Origin of the sequence: Pseudomonas sp. GXM4, from assembly GCF_008923895.1 — a bacterium.
GTDB lineage: Bacteria > Pseudomonadota > Gammaproteobacteria > Pseudomonadales > Pseudomonadaceae > Aquipseudomonas > Aquipseudomonas atacamensis.
Window position 1 is genome coordinate 1 of the sequence record NZ_WBRZ01000106.1, and the last position, 17,103, is coordinate 17,103.

Sequence of the window (17,103 nt, forward strand, 5' to 3'; positions counted from 1 at the left end):
TGACACCGTCAGTGCATGCGATATTTTTGCGACTGCTTCGCAGCCGAACGGGGATAAATCCTCTCGCCACAAGGCTCGCTCCCACAAGGGCCATGGCAGGTTTCATAGGCGAGGACCGATGACAAAAGCAAAAACAGGCAAGTCGGCAGAAGCATCGCGCAGTCGTGCGCAGATCATCGTGCTGTTTATCGCACTGATCGTGTTCATCATGCTGCTGTTCGCCAACTTCGCGTACCTCAACACCCAGGCGAACTACGACAAGCAGTACATCGGCCATGCCGGCGAACTGCGCGTGCTCTCGCAACGCATCGCCAAGAACGCCACCGAAGCGGCGGCGGGCAAGGCGGCCGCCTTCAAACTGCTCAGTGATGCGCGCAACGATTTTGCCCAGCGCTGGGGTTACCTGAAAAAGGGTGACCCGAACACCGGCCTGCCCCCGGCACCCGTCGCCGTGCGCCCGGAAATGCGCGCGGTGCAGATGGACTGGGAGCGCCTGCTGAAAAACACCGATGCGATCCTCACCAGCGAACAGACCGTGCTGTCGCTGCATCAAGTCGCCGCTACGCTGGCCGAAACCGTGCCGCAGTTGCAGATCGAATACGAAAAAGTCGTGGAAATCCTCCTCCAGCGCGGCGCTCCGGCGGCGCAGGTGGCAATGGCGCAACGGCAATCGCTACTGGCTGAACGCATTCTTGGCGCAGTCAACACCGTGCTCGCCGGTGACGAAAACTCGCAACAGGCCGCCGACGCGTTTGGTCGTGATGCCGCGCGTTTCGGTCTGGTGCTCAACGGCATGTTGCAGGGCAACCCGGCGCTGAAAATCAGCCAGGTCGAAGACCGCGACGCCCGTGCGCGCTTGAGCGAAATCTCCGAGCTGTTCCAGTTCGTTTCCGGCTCGGTGGACGAAATCCTCGAAACCTCGCCAGAGCTGTTCAAGGTCCGCGAATCGGCGAGCAACATCTTCACCCTGTCGCAAACCCTGCTCGACGAAGCCTCGCACTTGGCCACCGGATTCGAGCATCTGGCCGGCGGGCGCAACACCGACACCATTGGCGGCTATGTGCTGGGCTTGCTGGCGCTGGCCTCGATCATCCTCATCGGTCTGGTCATGGTGCGCGAAACCAATCGGCAATTGCGTGAAACCGCCGAGAAGAACGAGCGCAACCAGAACGCGATCATGCGCCTGCTCGACGAAATCGAAGACCTCGCCGATGGCGACCTCACCGTGACCGCTTCGGTGACCGAGGACTTCACCGGCACCATCGCCGACTCGATCAACTATTCCGTCGACCAATTGCGCGATCTGGTCGCCACCATCAACCTCACCGCCGGCCAGGTTGCCGCCGCCGTGCAGGAAACCCAGGCCACCGCCATGCATCTGGCCCAAGCCTCGGAGCAACAGGCCCAGCAGATTTCCGAAGCTTCGACGGCGATCAGCGACATGGCCGAGTCCATCGATCAGGTCTCGGCCAACGCTGCCGAATCGTCGGCGGTGGCCGAGCGTTCCGTGGAAATCGCCAACAAGGGTAACGAAGTGGTGCACAACACCATCCACGGCATGGACAACATTCGCGAACAGATTCAGGACACGGCCAAGCGCATCAAGCGCCTCGGCGAGTCCTCTCAGGAAATCGGCGACATCGTCAGCCTGATCGATGACATCGCCGACCAGACCAACATCCTCGCCCTCAACGCGGCGATCCAGGCATCGATGGCCGGCGACGCCGGGCGCGGGTTTGCCGTGGTCGCCGACGAAGTGCAGCGCCTGGCTGAGCGTTCGTCCGCCGCGACCCGGCAGATCGAAACCCTGGTGCGGGCGATTCAGGCCGACACCAACGAAGCGGTGATTTCCATGGAGCAGACCACCACCGAAGTGGTGCGCGGCGCGCGACTGGCGCAGGATGCCGGTGTGGCCCTGGAAGAAATCGAAGGCGTGTCCAAGACCCTCGCGGCGCTGATCCAGAGCATTTCCAACGCGGCGCAACAGCAGACGTCTTCGGCCGGGCAGATCTCGCTGACGATGAACGTGATCCAGCAGATCACCTCGCAGACTTCGTCGGGGTCCACGGCCACCGCCGAGAGCATCGGCAACCTGGCGAAAATGGCCAGTCAGTTGCGCCGTTCGGTGTCCGGTTTCACCTTGCCGGCGGCGACAGATAAAGCGTGAGTGGAGTGGTTATGGGTGATCGGCACGACTACGTGGCCCTGGAATGGGTCAAGGGCGAAATTGCCGAAACGCTGAAGCTGGCGCATCAGGCGATCGAGGCCGTGCTCGACGATCCGCAGGCCTTCCCCGGGCTGGACGAGTGCCTGGCGTACATTCATCAGGTCCACGGCAGTCTGCAAATGGTCGAGTTCTACGGCGCAGCGTTGCTCGCCGAAGAAATGGAGCATCTGGTCGAAGCCCTGCAACATCAACGCGTGCCACACCGCGACGAGGCCTTGCACCTGCTGCTGCAAGCCCTGGGGCAACTGCCGCTTTACCTTGACCGCGTGCAGAGCGCCCGCCGCGACCTGCCGCTGGTGGTGTTGCCGCTGATCAACGATCTGCGTAGCGCTCGCGGTGAAAGCCTGCTGGCGGAAACCAGCCTGTTCAGCCCGCCACTGCCCGAGCTGGCGCCGCTCGGCGACGCGGCACTCGCCGCGCTGGAACCGCCCGATCTGCCGAACGTGCTGCGCAAACTGCGGCAGATGCTGCAAATGGCTCTGGTCGGTCTGCTGCGCGAACAGGACGACCAGACGCACCTTGGCTATCTGGCCAAAGTCTTCAGCCGTCTCGAAGCACTGAGCGGCGATGCGCCGTTGAGCCCGTTGTGGCAGGTCGCCTCGGCGTTGGTCGAGGGCATGCGCGAGGGCGTCATCGCCAACAGTCCGGCGCTGCGCAGCCTGTTCAAGGACGCCGACCAAGAGCTCAAGCGCCTGCTCGAGCAGGGCATCGTCGGGCTCAACCAGCCGGCTCCGGCCGAGCTGCTGAAAAGCCTGTTGTTCTATATTGCCAAAGCCGAACATCCCACCGGGCAGATGCTGAGCATGAAAGATCACTACTCCCTGGACGACGCGTTGCCCGACAGCGCGATGGTCGATGAAGAACGCGCGCGCCTCGCCGGCCCCGACCGCGATGCCATGCGCTCGGTGCTGGCGGCGCTGTGCGAAGAGCTGGTGCGGGTCAAGGAGCGCCTCGATCTGTTCGTGCGCAGTGACCGCCAGCACGCTTCGGATCTGGACAGCCTGCTCGCGCCGCTGCGACAGATCGCCGACACCCTCGCGGTGCTGGGTTTCGGCCAGCCGCGCAAGGTCATCATCGACCAACTGGCGGTGGTGCTCAGCCTCGCTCAGGGCCAGCGCGAACCGAACGACGCGATTCTCATGGACGTCGCCGGGGCCTTGCTCTACGTCGAAGCGACGCTGGCCGGCATGGTCGGCACGGTGGAGACGCAAAGCGCCGAAGACGCGCGCCTGCCGACCACCGACCTCACGCAGATCCATCAGATCGTGATCAAGGAAGCGCGCATCTGCCTGCAACAGGCCAAGGACATGATCGTCGATTACATCGACGCCGATTGGGACCGCCAGCATCTGCAATCGCTACCCGAACTGCTGACACAGGTGCGCGGCGCGCTGGCGATGATTCCGCTGGCCCGAGCAGCGAGTCTGGTCGAGGCCTGCAACGGTTTCATTCGCGAGCATTTGATGCTCGATGCCCACGAACCGGGCTGGGAACAACTCGATCATCTGGCCGATGTGATCAGCAGCCTGGAGTATTACCTCGAACGCCTGAGCGATGACCCGCAGGCGCCCGCCGAACATCTGCTCGATGTCGCGCAAAACAGCCTCGCCAGTCTCGGCTTCTTCGCCAACGAGCAGCCCGGCGAAGCGCAGGTGCCGGTGCTCGATGAGGTGCTCAGCCCCAGCGAAGCGCAGCTCATGCAGGATCTGCAAACCCTCGACGACCCTGACGTCGTGCAGTCGCTGGCCGAAGTGCTGGCCAGCCCGCTGTCGGCGCTCAACCCGCCGGCGCGCAACAGCCCCGACAGCCTGATGCCGCCGCCGGCCGATGAAGAACCGGTCGACGATGAACTGCGCGAAGTGTTCCTCGAAGAGACCGACGAAGTCCTCGCGGTCCTCCACGAATACCTGCCGCGCTGGACCGCCAATCCCCAGGACCGCGCCGCGCTGACCGAACTGCGCCGGGCCTTTCACACCTTGAAGGGCAGTGGGCGCATGGTCCGCGCGTTGGTCCTTGGCGAACTGGCCTGGGCCGTGGAAAACCTGCTCAACCGCGTGCTCGAACAAAGCGTCGAGCCCGGCGCGGTGCTGCGCCAATTGCTCGGCGACACCGTGTTGCTGCTGCCCGAGCTGATCAACGAATTCGCCACCCAGCGTCAGCGCCAGCGCAACGATGTCGACCAACTCGCCGCCCGCGCCCACGCGTTGGCCAAAGGCGATGAGCCGCTGGCTGCCGAAGACACCGACGACGTCGCCGCGCTCGATCCGCTGCTGCTGGAAATCTTCCGCAAAGAAGCTGAAACCCACCTCGCCAGCCTCAACCGTTTTCTCGATCAGGCCGCCGAACAGGTGCCGTTGCCGGCCAGCGACGAACTGCAACGGGCGCTGCACACGCTCAAGGGCAGTGCCTCGATGGCCGGCGTATTGCCGATGGCCGAACTGGCGGCTTCGCTGGATCAACTGGCCCGCGAGTTCAAGGCGCATCAGTTGCCGCTGGATCTGGACGAGGTTGAATTGCTGCTCGAAGCCGAGGGCCTGTTCCGCGTCGGCCTGCGCCAGCTCAAACACGATCCGCTGGCGCCGATTGTCGGTGCGCAGTCGCTGATCAAACGCACCGAGGCGCTGCTCGCCGAGCGCCTGCAAGCCAGCTCCGATGGCGCTGACAGCGGCCTGCGCCTCAAGCGCGATCCGCAACTGATCAACAACTTCCTCGCCCAGGGCATGGACATCCTCCTCGACGCCGAAAACCTCTTGCAGCGCTGGCAGCAGCACCCCGGCGAACGCCAGGAACTCAGCGCCTTGCTCGATGAGCTGACCACTCTGGGCGAAGGTGCGCATCTGGCCGATCTGCAGGCGGTCGATGGCTTGTGCGAAGCCTTGCTCGACCTGTATGGCGCGGTGGAAGAAAGCAGCCTGGCGGTCAGCGAGCGGTTTTTCCACGAAGCGCAACTGGCCCACGAAGCGCTGATCAACATGCTCGACGAACTCGCCGCCGGCCAGGAGATCACCCCGCAGCCGGAGCGGATTTGCGCCTTGCAGGATTTGCTCGACGAAGGCCTCGACCCAGCGGCGATGGGCCTGATCCGCAGCGATGGCAGCCGCACCCTGGACATTCGCGAACTGGGCAGCGCCACCGCCCAATTGCAGCAATCGGTTGCCGCCCTCGAGCCTGACGACGAGATCGTCGAAATCTTCCTCGAAGAGGCAGTGGACATTCTCGACAGCGCCGGGCAAGCCTTGCAGCGCTGGCTCAAGGACCCGGACAACGCCGCGCCGCTGTCGTCATTGCAGCGCGACTTGCACACGCTGAAGGGCGGCGCGCGCATGGCCGAGGTCGAGGCCGTCGGCGATCTCGCCCAGGAACTGGAAAATCTCTACGAAGGGCTGGTCGATCGACGCTACAACCACAGCACCGCGCTCGAAGGTTTGTTGCAGCACAGTCATGAGCGTTTGGCACTGATGCTGGAGCAACTGCAAGCGCATCAAGCGCTGACTCCGGCACAGGATCTGATCGACGCGATCCGTCAGTTGCGTCAGGGCCAGGCCGCCAGCGAATCTGCCCCCGCAGCGGTCGAACACGACAACGCCGGGCATGATCCGGAACTGTTGGAAATCTTCCTCGAAGAAGGTTTCGACATCATCGAAAGCTCCGGCGCCGCGCTGTTGCGCTGGCAGGCCGAGCCGGGCAACCGTCAGGAAATCGAAACCCTGCTGCGCGATCTGCACACCCTCAAGGGCGGCGCGCGCATGGTCGAAATCGGCCCGATCGGCGACCTCGCCCATGAGCTGGAATTTCTCTACGAAAGTCTTTCCACCGGTGCGCTACAACCATCCGCCGAACTGTTCGCGCTGGTGCAGCGCGGCCATGACCGACTGGCGCAAATGCTCGATGGTGTGCGCGCCGGGCAGCCGTGCCCACCGGCCGATCGGCTGATCAGCGCCATCCAGAATTTCAGCCATCCGGCGCAGGTTGAAGCGCCGCTGGCGCCAGCACCGGTGATCAAGCCTGAGGCAGCGCCACCCGCCGCCGATGCTGGCGCAGACATGGTCAAGGTCTCGTCCGAGCTGCTTGATGAACTGGTCAACCTGGCCGGGGAAACCTCGATCTTTCGTGGGCGGATCGAGCAGCAAGTCAACGATGCGCAGATTGCCCTCAACGAGATGGAAACCACCATCGAGCGCATGCGCGATCAGTTGCGCCGCCTCGACACCGAAACCCAGGGGCGCATTCTCAGCCGCCAGCAAGTCGATGGCGAACGCCTCGGTTACGAAGATTTCGATCCGCTGGAAATGGACCGCCATTCGCAGTTGCAGCAATTGTCGCGGGCGCTGTTCGAATCCGCCTCGGACCTGCTCGACCTCAAGGAAACCCTCGACCGCCGCAACCACGACGCGGAGAACCTGTTGCAACAACAGGGGCGGATCAACACCGAATTGCAGGAAGGCCTGATGCGCACGCGCATGGTGCCGTTCGAACGCATGGTGCCGCGTCTGAAACGCATCGTGCGTCAGGTCGCCGAAGAGCTGGGCAAGGATGTCGCATTCGTCGTCGGCAACGCTGATGGCGAGATGGATCGCAACGTGCTGGAGCGCATGGCCGCGCCGCTGGAACACATGCTGCGCAATGCCGTCGACCATGGCCTGGAATCCACCGAGGTGCGGCTGGCGGCGGGTAAACCGGCGCAAGGGCAGATCACCCTCGATCTGTCGCGCGAGGGCGGCGACATGGTTTTCGACATCCGCGACGACGGCGCCGGTGTGCCGCTGGAAGCCGTGCGGCGCAAGGCGATCAAGCGCGGTCTGCTGGCGCCCGACGCCGAGATCAGCGACCGCGATGTGTTGCAGTTCATTCTCCAGCCGGGTTTCTCCACGGCGGAAAAGATCACCCAGATTTCCGGGCGTGGCGTCGGCATGGACGTGGTCCACGAAGAAGTGCGCCAACTCGGCGGCAGCATGAGCATCGATTCGGTGCCGGGGCAGGGCGTGCATTTCCGCATTCGCCTGCCGTTCACCGTGTCGGTCAACCGCGCGCTGATGGTGCAGTGCGCTGAGGATCAGTACGCGATCCCGCTGAACACCATCGAAGGCATCGTGCGCGTGTTGCCGAATGATCTGGAAGGGCACTTCCGTCAGGATCCGCCGAGTTATCAATACGCCGGCCAGCGTTATGAGCTGTGTTATATCGGCGAGCTGTTGAAGACTGCGCCACGGCCAAAACTGCTCGGGCAGAACCTGCCGTTGCCCGTGCTGCTGGTGCATTGCAACGACCGCCACATTGCGGTGCTGGTCGACGCCATGGCCGGCACCCGCGAGATCGTGGTCAAGAGCCTCGGCCCGCAGTTCGCGGCGGTGCAGGGCGTGTCGGGGGCGACGATTCTCGGCGACGGCCGGGTGGTGCTGATTCTGGATCTGCTCGCACCGATCCGGGCGATGCAGGCGCGCCTGGCGCAGGAACCGAAGGCCACGGAGATCGACAGCGAACCGCACAAGCCGCTGCTGATCATGGTCGTCGATGACTCGGTGACGGTGCGCAAAGTCACCAGCCGTTTGCTCGAACGTCACGGCATGAACGTGCTGACCGCCAAGGACGGTGTCGATGCGATGCTGCTGCTCGAAGAGCACATGCCCGACCTGATGCTGCTCGACATCGAAATGCCGCGCATGGACGGCTTCGAAGTCGCCACCCAGGTGCGCGCCGACGAACGCCTGCGCCACTTGCCGATCATCATGATCACCTCGCGCACCGGGCAGAAACACCGCGACCGCGCCATGGCCATCGGCGTCAACGACTACCTCGGCAAGCCGTATCAGGAATCGGTGTTGCTGGAGAGCATCGCCCAGTGGAGCAAGAAACATGCATGAGCACCGGCATAACCCGCGCACCAGCCAGCTCACCGGGCTGCTGCTGCCGCTGGCCGATCGCAACCTGATCCTGCCCAATGTCGCCATCGCCGAGCTGATCGACTACCAGGCCAGCGCCTTCGACCTCGACACGCCGCCGTGGTACTTGGGCCGGGTAACGTGGCGCGAGCGGCAGATTCCGCTGATCAGTTTCGAATCGGCCTGCGGGCAGAAAATCGTCATCGGCGAACGGGCGCGGATCGTGATTCTGAATGCGCTGGGCGGCTTGCCCGAGCTGAGATTCATCGCCCTGTTGGTGCAGGGGATTCCTCGGTCGTACAAGCTCGACAGTCAGTTGAGTTACGTGGATGTGCCGTTGTGTGCGCTGGAACAGGCGGCGGTGCAGGTCGGCGAGCAGGTGGCGAAGGTGCCGGATTTGTTGGGGCTGGAGAAGTTGTTGGTGGAGGCTGGCCTAGTAGGCTGATCCGAATGTTCTGGTGTACCGACTGGCCTCATCGCTGGCAAGCCAGCTCCCACAGGGTTTTGTGTGGTACACAAAATTCCAATACAACTCGGACACTGTGGGAGCTGGCTTGCCAGCGATGGGGCCAACTGCATCACCACATTCCTACAGGCGCATCCCAGATTTCTGCCATGTCTTAAACACTGCCTGCTGCAGCTGTTTAAAGACACCCGGTGTTACGCCGCACCAGCCTACAAATCCTTGCGCCGCTGCCTACGCCTGCGCCAGAATCCGCCGGCTTGTGCGCCCAGGGCATGCTGCGTAACTTGAATCGGGTCACTGATTCCCAGTGATCGGGTTTAGTAGCCCGCGGTAATTCAGCTGGTCGTGCATTCATCACAGGTGTTCCGCATCTGAGCTTGATGGTGGCTGTACGTAGGGCGCTTCGGCGCGCCGGCTTAAGCTGAGTTCCCCGGTCTACTAACCTGCGTACAGTCGCCTCCCTTTCGTTTAGTAGCCAAGGGGTTGGCGCTCAACAACGGGAACACAGCTCATGTTCAAAGTAACGCCAAACCCGCCGACCAAAGACCCGGCATCCCCCTACGAATCCCCCGACTCAAAGAAATTCCACGAAGCCGCCGAGCGTGCCCTCGACCATTACCTCGGCCCGCCCGCCGCTGACTTCATGGCCCCGCCGTACATCCCCAATACGCTGTACATGGCCAATCCCGAAGCCGACACCGAGTCCTTGCTGGCCGACGCCTGTGAAACCCTTGGTTCGGCGACAGTCATGTTGCACAACCACGCCGCCTCGGTGGACGGCTCACAGCGCAAGACCCTGCAGGGCATCGCGCAGATTGTCATGGTGGCGGAGATGGCTGTGAACCGCGTGCTGGACAAAATGGTGCCAACCGACTGAAAGCCCCTCACCCCAGCCCTCTCCCAGAGGGAGAGGGAGCCGACCGAGGTGTCTCGCGTCCTACATCGACCTGAATGACCGAGTCGATTATGGATTCACTACAACGGGTTCAGGTCAGAGTCATTCCCAAGCATCCCCCAATCAGTCCCCTCTCCCTCCGGGAGAGGGCCAGGGTGAGGGGCTGTTGATTTTTCATTTCTGGATTCACCACGGCTGGTTCAGGTCGGCGTCATTCCCAAGCATCCCCCAATCGGTTCCCTCTCCCTCCGGGAGAGGGCTAGGGTGAGGGTAGCTTTTGAACGTTACTCTCAGCGTAATGATTCACCACCCAGCTTGATTGATGCCCTCACCACACACGCCTAACTTGGCTCCACGACAGCGAACCCGTGGAGTGAGCATGACAACAACAATTTCCCCCGACTCGCGCTGGACGCGGCGGCGCGATGAGAAGCAGCGCCGCCTCGACAAGGTGCGCGGGCTGGCCGACGGTGTGGTGTTGCCCACCGACAAGATCGTCGCCGCGCTCGAAGCGCTGATTCATCCCGGCGACCGTGTGGTACTCGAGGGCAACAACCAGAAGCAGGCGGATTTCCTCTCCCGTTCGCTGGCCAAAGCAGGCCCGGAAAAGCTCCACGACCTGCACATGATCATGCCCAGCGTTGGCCGCTCCGAACACCTTGATCTGTTCGAACGCGGCATCGCCCGCAAGCTCGATTTCTCCTTCGCCGGCACCCAGAGCCTGCGCATCAGCCAGTTGCTCGAAGATGGCTTGCTCGAAGTCGGCGCCATTCACACGTACATCGAACTCTACGCCCGCCTCGTCGTGGACCTGATCCCCAACGTCGTGCTCTCGGCCGGCTTTATGGCCGACCGCGCTGGCAACATCTACACCGGCCCCAGTACCGAAGACACCCCGGCACTGATCGAACCAGCGGCGTTCAGCGACGGCATCGTCATCGTCCAGGTCAACCAGTTGGTCGATGACGTCAGCGAACTGCCCCGCGTGGACATTCCCGCGTCGTGGGTCGATTTCGTCGTGGTGGCGGACAAGCCGTTCTACATCGAACCGCTGTTCACCCGCGACCCGCGCCACATCAAGCCTGTGCACGTGTTGATGGCGATGATGGCGATTCGCGGGATCTACGAAAAACACAACGTGCAGTCGCTCAACCACGGCATTGGTTTCAACACTGCCGCCATCGAACTGATCCTGCCGACCTACGGCGAATCCCTCGGCCTGAAAGGCAAGATCTGCCGCAACTGGACGCTCAATCCGCACCCGACGCTGATTCCGGCGATTGAAAGCGGCTGGGTCGAGAGCGTGCATTGCTTCGGTACCGAACTGGGCATGGAAAACTACATCGCCGCTCGGCCGGATGTGTTCTTCACCGGCCGCGACGGTTCGCTGCGCTCCAACCGCATGGTCTGCCAACTCGCCGGGCAATACGCGGTGGACCTGTTTATTGGTGCGACGTTGCAAGTCGACGGCGACGGCCATTCCTCGACGGTGACCCGTGGCCGTCTCGCCGGTTTCGGTGGTGCGCCGAACATGGGTCATGATCCGCGCGGCCGCCGTCACGGCACCCCGGCGTGGCTGGACATGCGCCACGCCGACGGGCCGCAACCGATGCTCGAACGCGGCAAGAAACTCGTGGTGCAAATGGTCGAGACCTTCCAGGAGGGCGGCAAACCGACCTTCGTCGAAACCCTCGACGCCGTGGAAGTGGCGAAGAAAAGCGGCATGCCGCTGGCGCCGATCATGATCTACGGCGACGACGTCACCCACCTGCTCACCGAAGAAGGCATCGCCTACCTGTACAAGGCGCGCTCGCTGGAAGAACGCCAGGCGATGATCGCAGCGGTCGCCGGGGTTACTGCCATCGGCCTGCGGCACAACCCGAAAGACACCGAACGCATGCGCCGCGAGGGCCTGATCGCCCTGCCCGAAGACCTCGGCATCCGCCGCACTGACGCCACGCGCGAATTGCTCGCGGCGAAAAGCGTCGCCGATCTGGTCGAGTGGTCCGGCGGCCTGTACAACCCGCCCGCCAAATTCAGGAGCTGGTAATGCACGCATTCAACCTGCAAGCGAAACCGCTGTCCCTGGCTGACCGCTTGGCCGATCTGGCAGTGGACGCGTTGATCGACGAAGCCGATCTGTCGCCGAAACCGGCGCTGGTCGACCGTCGCGGCAATGGCGCACACACCGATCTGCACCTGGGCCTGATGCACGCGTCGGCGCTGGCATTGTGGCCGGCATTCAAGGAAATGGCCGAGGCCGCACTGGAAATCGGTGAAGTCGGTGTGCCGTTGCGCGAAGCGATCGGCCGCATCGGCCGCGAGGGCGAACAAGCGATGCTCGTGACCACCAATGGCGTCAACACCCATCGCGGCGCGATCTGGGCGTTGGGACTGTTGGTGACGGCCGCCGCGCTGCAACCGAAATCCATCGCCCTGTGCGCCGCCCGCCTGGCACTGCTCGACGACCGCTACGCACCGACACCGCTCAGCCACGGCGCACAAGTCGCCCAGCGTTACGGCGCACGCGGTGCTCGCGAGGAAGCGCAACTGGGCTTTCCGTCCGTGCTGCAACGGGGCCTGCCGCAACTGCACAAAAGTCGCGCCAACGGCCACGGCGAACAGAACGCCCGGCTCGATGCATTGCTGGCGATCATGACCGAGCTGGCTGACACCTGCGTGCTTTACCGCGCCGGGGAACCGGGCCTGCACGCCATGCAGGCCGGCGCGCAAGCGGTGCTTGATGCCGGTGGCAGCGCCAGCCTCAGCGGTCGTCGGCGCCTGCACGAACTGGATCAACAACTCATCGCATTGAATGCCTCGCCCGGTGGCGCCGCCGACCTGCTCGCCGCCACGCTGCTGCTCGATCGTATCGAGCGCGCCGGCATCTCTCAGGGAGCGTTTTGATGGAAAACCTATCGTTTGAATTCCCCGCCGGGCAGCCGCCACGCGGGCGTGCGCTGGTCGGCTGTGTCGGCTCGGGGGATCTGGAAGTGCTGATCGAACCGGGTCTGGCCGGCAAGCTGACGATCAACGTGCAGACCTCGGTCAACGGCGCGCAGCAGCGCTGGCAGCACCTGTTTGCGCGGATGTTCGGCGGCACCACGCCGCCAGCGATGGCCATCGATATCCACGATTTCGGCGCGACGCCGGGGGTGGTGCGCTTGCGTCTGGAACAGGGTTTCGAGGAGATCGGCCATGACTGACAGCGCAGCGTTGCTGAACAAACACAGCTTCGTCGAACTCGGCGCGCGGCAGCGGGCGCAAGCCTTGCTCGATGCCGGGACCTTTCGCGAACTGCTCGATCCCTTTCAACGGGTCATGTCGCCATGGCTTGAGCGCCAAGGTGTGGTGCCGCAAGCCGACGACGGAGTGATCATCGCCAAGGGCAGCCTCGACGGGTTGCCGGTGGTCATCGCGGCGGTTGAAGGTGCGTTTCAGGGCGGCAGCCTTGGTGAAGTCGGCGGGGCGAAGATTGCCGGTGCGCTGGAACTGGCCGCCGAAGACAACCGCAACGGCATCCCCACCCGCGCCGTATTGCTGCTGGAAACCGGTGGCGTGCGCTTGCAGGAGGCCAATCTCGGGCTGGCGGCGATTGCCGATATCCATGCGGCGATTGTCGACCTGCAGCAGTACCAACCGGTGGTCGGCTTGGTCGCCGGCAGCGTCGGTTGCTTCGGCGGCATGTCGATTGCTGCTGCGCTGTGCAGTTATTTGCTGGTGACCCAGGAAGCACGCCTCGGTCTGAACGGCCCGCAAGTGATCGAGCAGGAAGCCGGGATCGAGGAATACGACTCCCGTGACCGGCCCTTCATCTGGAGCCTGACCGGCGGCGAACAGCGTTTCAACACCGGACTGGTGGACCGTTATGTCGGCGATGACGTGGCGCAGATTCGTCAGCAGGTCGGCCAACTGCTCCAGCAAGGCCTGCCGGCACAGCCGCGCAGTCAACGCGCCGAGTGGTTCCTGCAACGCCTCGGCAAGCTGAACACTGACCTGCAAATCGAACCGTCGGTGGTTCGCGATCTGTATCAAGGAGAGCGCTCATGAGCGGTTATTCATTGCGCGGTTTGCACTGGTTCAATGCGCTCAGCGCTGGCGCCAGTGTCGTCGAAGGTTTGCCGCCGTCGTTGAAAGTCGCCGACGCTGAGCTCGGCAGGTTTATCGCCGTGGTCGCCGACCCGGACAATCGTTTTCCTCGCGCCCGCAATGGCGAGGTCGGTCTGCTCGAAGGCTGGGGTCTGGCCAAGGCTGTGGATGACGCGATCAGCGCCGACCGCGACAACGCACAGAAGCGCCCGATCATCGCCATCGTCGACGTGCCGAGCCAGGCGTATGGCCGCCGCGAAGAAGCCCTCGGCATTCATCAGGCGCTGGCCGGCGCGGCGGACAGTTATGCCCGTGCGCGTCTGGCCGGGCATCCGGTGATTGCGTTGTTGGTGGGCAAAGCAATGTCCGGGGCGTTTCTGGCGCATGGTTATCAGGCCAATCGGCTGATTGCTTTGCGTGATCCCGGTGTGATGGTGCACGCGATGGGCAAGGCTTCGGCGGCGCGGGTCACCTTGCGCAGTGTCGAGGAACTGGAGGCGCTGGCCGCCAGCGTGCCGCCGATGGCCTATGACATCGACAGCTACGCCAGCCTCGGTCTGCTTTGGGAAACTCTCTCGGTGCAGCAGATCGAACAACCGACAGAGGAAGATCTGACGCGCGTGACTGAGTGCCTGAAGCAAGCGATCAGCGATGTGACCAGCACTGATTTGAAAGGGCGCCTTGGTGCGAGTAATCGTGCCGCCTCCAGCAAAGTCCGCGAATTGCTGAGGGCGCAGTGGTGAACCTGCCCCTGGCCCACGATCTGCTCTGGGGCATGACCCCGGCGCAGTTGCCGGCGGATGCGCCGGCGTGGGCGATCGCGGCGCTGGCGGTTGGGCAACCGGTGGTGGTGCGCCGGGCCTTGAGCGAGGAAGGTCTGGTCGCGGTCGGCGTTCGTGGTGTGTTGCGCGAGCAGCGGCTGGCGACGTTTATGCCGCTGGATTCGATTGCCTGTCGGGTCAGTCCCGAGGCCCTTCGTCATGTTGAATGCGAACGAGATCTGCCGGTGATGCAGGGGCTCCAACAACTGCGGCCGATACTCGATGACTGCGGTTGGGTCTGGGGTGTCAGCGGCAGTGTCGGGTTTGAATTGGCCAGTGGTTTTGCAGCGATGCACGCGGGCAGTGATCTCGATCTGATTCTGCGTGCGCCGCAGATGATCACGCGCAATCAGGCATGCAAACTCGTGGAGCTTTTCGATCAGGCTGTGTGCCGGGTCGACATGCAATTGCAGACCCCATTCGGCGCTGTGGCCTTGCGGGAATGGGCCAGCGGTTCGGCCCGAGTGCTGCTGAAAAATGCGCATCAGGCTGCATTGGTGACGAATCCGTGGCACCCGCAGGAGCAGGCAGCGTGAGCAGCCTGTTGGTGTTTCCCGGCCAGGGCGCGCAGCAAGCGGGCATGCTCCAGCGTTTGCCAAGGGAAACGCTGGTCGAGGCCAGTGATGTACTCGGCGAAGATGTTGCGCTGCTGGATTCAGCCGAAGCATTGCGCACGACACGAGCGGTTCAGTTGTGCCTGCTGATCGCCGGTGTCGCTGCTTCGCGGCAGTTATTGCTGGATGAACTGAGCGCGAATTACGTCGCCGGCCTGTCCATCGGCGCCTACCCGGCGGCAGTGGTGGCGGGAGCCTTGAGTTTCAGCGATGCGCTGCATCTGGTCAGTCTGCGCGGTGAGCTGATGCAACAGGCTTATCCACAGGGCTACGGCATGACCGCGATCATCGGCTTGCAGTTGTCCACAGTCGAAACCCTGCTGGCCCAGGTGCACAGCGAAGATGCGCCGGTGTATCTGGCCAATATCAACGCCGATAACCAAGTGGTCATCGCCGGCTGCGACAAGGCCATGCAAGCAGTGGCCGAACTGGCGCGCAGTCGCGGCGCCGGAGTGGCGAAGCGGCTGGCGGTGAGCGTGCCGTCGCACTGCCCGTTGCTGGAAAAACCGGCGCAGGCGCTTGCCGAGGCCTTCGCCAAGGTTGAACTGAAGAACCCGAAAATCGCTTATCTGAGCGGCAGTCGCGCAAGGCCTGTTGCCAAAGTCGAAGCGCTGCGCGATGACCTCGCTTTCAACATGTGCCGCGTGGTGGACTGGCGCGGCACCGTGCAAAGCGCCTACGAGCGCGGCGTGCGTCTACAGATCGAACTGCCGCCCGGTGCGGTGCTGACCGGGCTGGCGCGCCGGGTGTTCGAGCAGGGCACCGTCACTGCCTTCGACAGTGCCCGCCTCGATACCCTGCAAGCGCTGTTGCGCGAGGAGGGTGGCCGCCAACTCTAAAACCGCCGCGACTCAAGCTTCGAACAACAAAAACAACATTCGACGATGCACTTTGAGGACTACAACAATGATTATTTACGGTGTGGCGTTTCTCGCCTTTTGCACGCTGGTCGGTATCTGGGTCGGTGAATTGCTCGGCAAGCTGATCGGCGTGCCGGCCAACGTCGGCGGTGTCGGTATTGCGATGCTGCTGTTGATCGGCCTGGGCAGCTATCTCTACAAGAGCGGCTGGCTCAAGGGCAAGACCGAGCAGGGCGTCGAGTTCTGGAGCGCGATCTACATTCCCATCGTGGTCGCCATGGCCGCGCAGCAGAATGTCTACGGTGCGCTGAAGGGCGGGCCGATGGCGATTCTTGCCGGCACCCTCGCCGTAGTGATCGCCTTTGCTCTGGTGCCGGTGCTGACGCGCATGGGCAACAAGCAAGAGACGCCGATTGCTCCTGCCAAGACTGCGGGGTGATCGCCATGTACGAATCGATGATGAAAGTGATCACCGGCTACGGTCTGATCAGCGGCTTTTTGATTGTCGGCCTGACCATGTGGGTGTCCTACTGGATGTCCAACACCTTCACCAAGGGCCGTTTGCACGGTTCAGCGATTGCGATTCTGCTCGGGCTGGTGCTGTCGTATATCGGCGGCGCACTCACCGGTGGGCAGAAAGGCGTGGTGGATATTCCGCTGCTGTCCGGCATCGGCCTGCTCGGTGGTGCGATGCTGCGGGATTTCGCGATTGTGGCGACGGCGTTTGGAGTGAGTGTCGATGAGCTCAAACGCGCCGGACTCGTCGGTGTGCTGGCGCTGTTTGTCGGCGTTGGCACCTCGTTCGTCGCCGGGGTCGGCGTGGCGATGGCGTTCGGCTACACCGATGCGGTGAGCCTGACCACCATTGGCGCCGGTGCGGTGACTTACATCGTCGGCCCGGTGACCGGCGCGGCGATCGGCGCCAGTTCCGAGGTGATGGCGCTGTCGATTGCGGCGGGGCTGATCAAGGCGATTCTGGTGATGGTGATGACACCGTTCGTGGCGCCGATGATCGGCCTGAACAATCCGCGCAGCGCGGTGATTTTCGGTGGCTTGATGGGCACCTCCAGCGGCGTTGCCGGCGGCTTGGCGGCCACCGATCCGAAGCTTGTGCCGTATGGTTGCCTGACGGCGGCGTTCTACACCGCGCTCGGGTGTCTGCTTGGGCCTTCGCTGTTGTTTCTGGCGATGCGCGGGTTGATGGGCTGACCGACCTGACATTGATCGTTCCCACGCTCTGCGTGGGAATGCA

Annotated in this window: 13 protein-coding genes; all 13 read left to right on the forward strand. The window is 63.3% G+C overall.

Going from position 1 to position 17,103, the window contains the following annotated elements; genetic code table 11:
• Positions 1 to 118 precede the first annotated feature (118 nt).
• The 13 genes from F8N49_RS14885 to madM all read left to right on the forward strand — a co-directional run bounded on the left by F8N49_RS14885 (position 119) and on the right by madM (position 17,060).
• Positions 119 to 2,167 (forward strand): methyl-accepting chemotaxis protein, encoded by a 2,049-nt coding sequence (locus F8N49_RS14885; RefSeq protein WP_016772746.1) that lies wholly within the window; start codon positions 119 to 121, stop codon positions 2,165 to 2,167.
• Positions 2,168 to 2,178: 11 nt separating this feature from the next.
• Positions 2,179 to 8,088, forward strand: coding sequence for an Hpt domain-containing protein (locus F8N49_RS14890; RefSeq protein WP_151551834.1), 5,910 nt, complete (start codon positions 2,179 to 2,181; stop codon positions 8,086 to 8,088).
• Entirely contained in the window at positions 8,081 to 8,551 is a 471-nt protein-coding gene (locus tag F8N49_RS14895; RefSeq protein ID WP_151551835.1) for a chemotaxis protein CheW, read from the forward strand. The genes F8N49_RS14890 and F8N49_RS14895 overlap by 8 nt, the downstream gene beginning before the upstream one ends.
• Before the next feature lie 532 nt (positions 8,552 to 9,083).
• The gene (locus tag F8N49_RS14900) at positions 9,084 to 9,449 is read left to right on the forward strand and encodes a DUF6124 family protein (RefSeq protein WP_122748367.1); all 366 of its coding nucleotides are present in this window, start codon (positions 9,084 to 9,086) and stop codon (positions 9,447 to 9,449) included.
• A 397-nt stretch (positions 9,450 to 9,846) separates the two neighbouring features.
• Positions 9,847 to 11,517 (forward strand): malonate decarboxylase subunit alpha, encoded by a 1,671-nt coding sequence (mdcA, locus tag F8N49_RS14905; RefSeq protein ID WP_122748368.1) that lies wholly within the window; start codon positions 9,847 to 9,849, stop codon positions 11,515 to 11,517.
• The gene (locus F8N49_RS14910; RefSeq protein ID WP_122748369.1) at positions 11,517 to 12,374 is read left to right on the forward strand and encodes a triphosphoribosyl-dephospho-CoA synthase; all 858 of its coding nucleotides are present in this window, start codon (positions 11,517 to 11,519) and stop codon (positions 12,372 to 12,374) included. Before mdcA ends, F8N49_RS14910 begins: the two co-directional genes overlap by 1 nt.
• Positions 12,374 to 12,673 (forward strand): malonate decarboxylase subunit delta, encoded by a 300-nt coding sequence (locus F8N49_RS14915; RefSeq protein WP_073471046.1) that lies wholly within the window; start codon positions 12,374 to 12,376, stop codon positions 12,671 to 12,673. Before F8N49_RS14910 ends, F8N49_RS14915 begins: the two co-directional genes overlap by 1 nt.
• Entirely contained in the window at positions 12,666 to 13,517 is an 852-nt protein-coding gene (locus F8N49_RS14920) for a biotin-independent malonate decarboxylase subunit beta (RefSeq protein WP_110644420.1), read from the forward strand. Before F8N49_RS14915 ends, F8N49_RS14920 begins: the two co-directional genes overlap by 8 nt.
• Positions 13,514 to 14,299, forward strand: coding sequence for a biotin-independent malonate decarboxylase subunit gamma (gene mdcE / locus F8N49_RS14925; RefSeq protein WP_073471048.1), 786 nt, complete (start codon positions 13,514 to 13,516; stop codon positions 14,297 to 14,299). The genes F8N49_RS14920 and mdcE overlap by 4 nt, the downstream gene beginning before the upstream one ends.
• Positions 14,293 to 14,913 carry a malonate decarboxylase holo-ACP synthase gene (locus tag F8N49_RS14930; protein ID WP_122748371.1) on the forward strand — a complete coding sequence of 207 codons (621 nt, stop codon included), beginning with the start codon at positions 14,293 to 14,295 and terminating at the stop codon, positions 14,911 to 14,913. Before mdcE ends, F8N49_RS14930 begins: the two co-directional genes overlap by 7 nt.
• Positions 14,910 to 15,830, forward strand: coding sequence for a malonate decarboxylase subunit epsilon (gene mdcH / locus F8N49_RS14935; protein WP_122748372.1), 921 nt, complete (start codon positions 14,910 to 14,912; stop codon positions 15,828 to 15,830). The genes F8N49_RS14930 and mdcH overlap by 4 nt, the downstream gene beginning before the upstream one ends.
• A 67-nt stretch (positions 15,831 to 15,897) precedes the next feature.
• On the forward strand, positions 15,898 to 16,290 hold the full coding sequence (madL, locus tag F8N49_RS14940; protein ID WP_016772756.1) for a malonate transporter subunit MadL: 393 nt from the start codon (positions 15,898 to 15,900) through the stop codon (positions 16,288 to 16,290).
• A gap of 5 nt (positions 16,291 to 16,295) precedes the next feature.
• Positions 16,296 to 17,060, forward strand: coding sequence for a malonate transporter subunit MadM (gene madM, locus F8N49_RS14945; RefSeq protein WP_024014642.1), 765 nt, complete (start codon positions 16,296 to 16,298; stop codon positions 17,058 to 17,060).
• Positions 17,061 to 17,103: the final 43 nt, after the last annotated feature.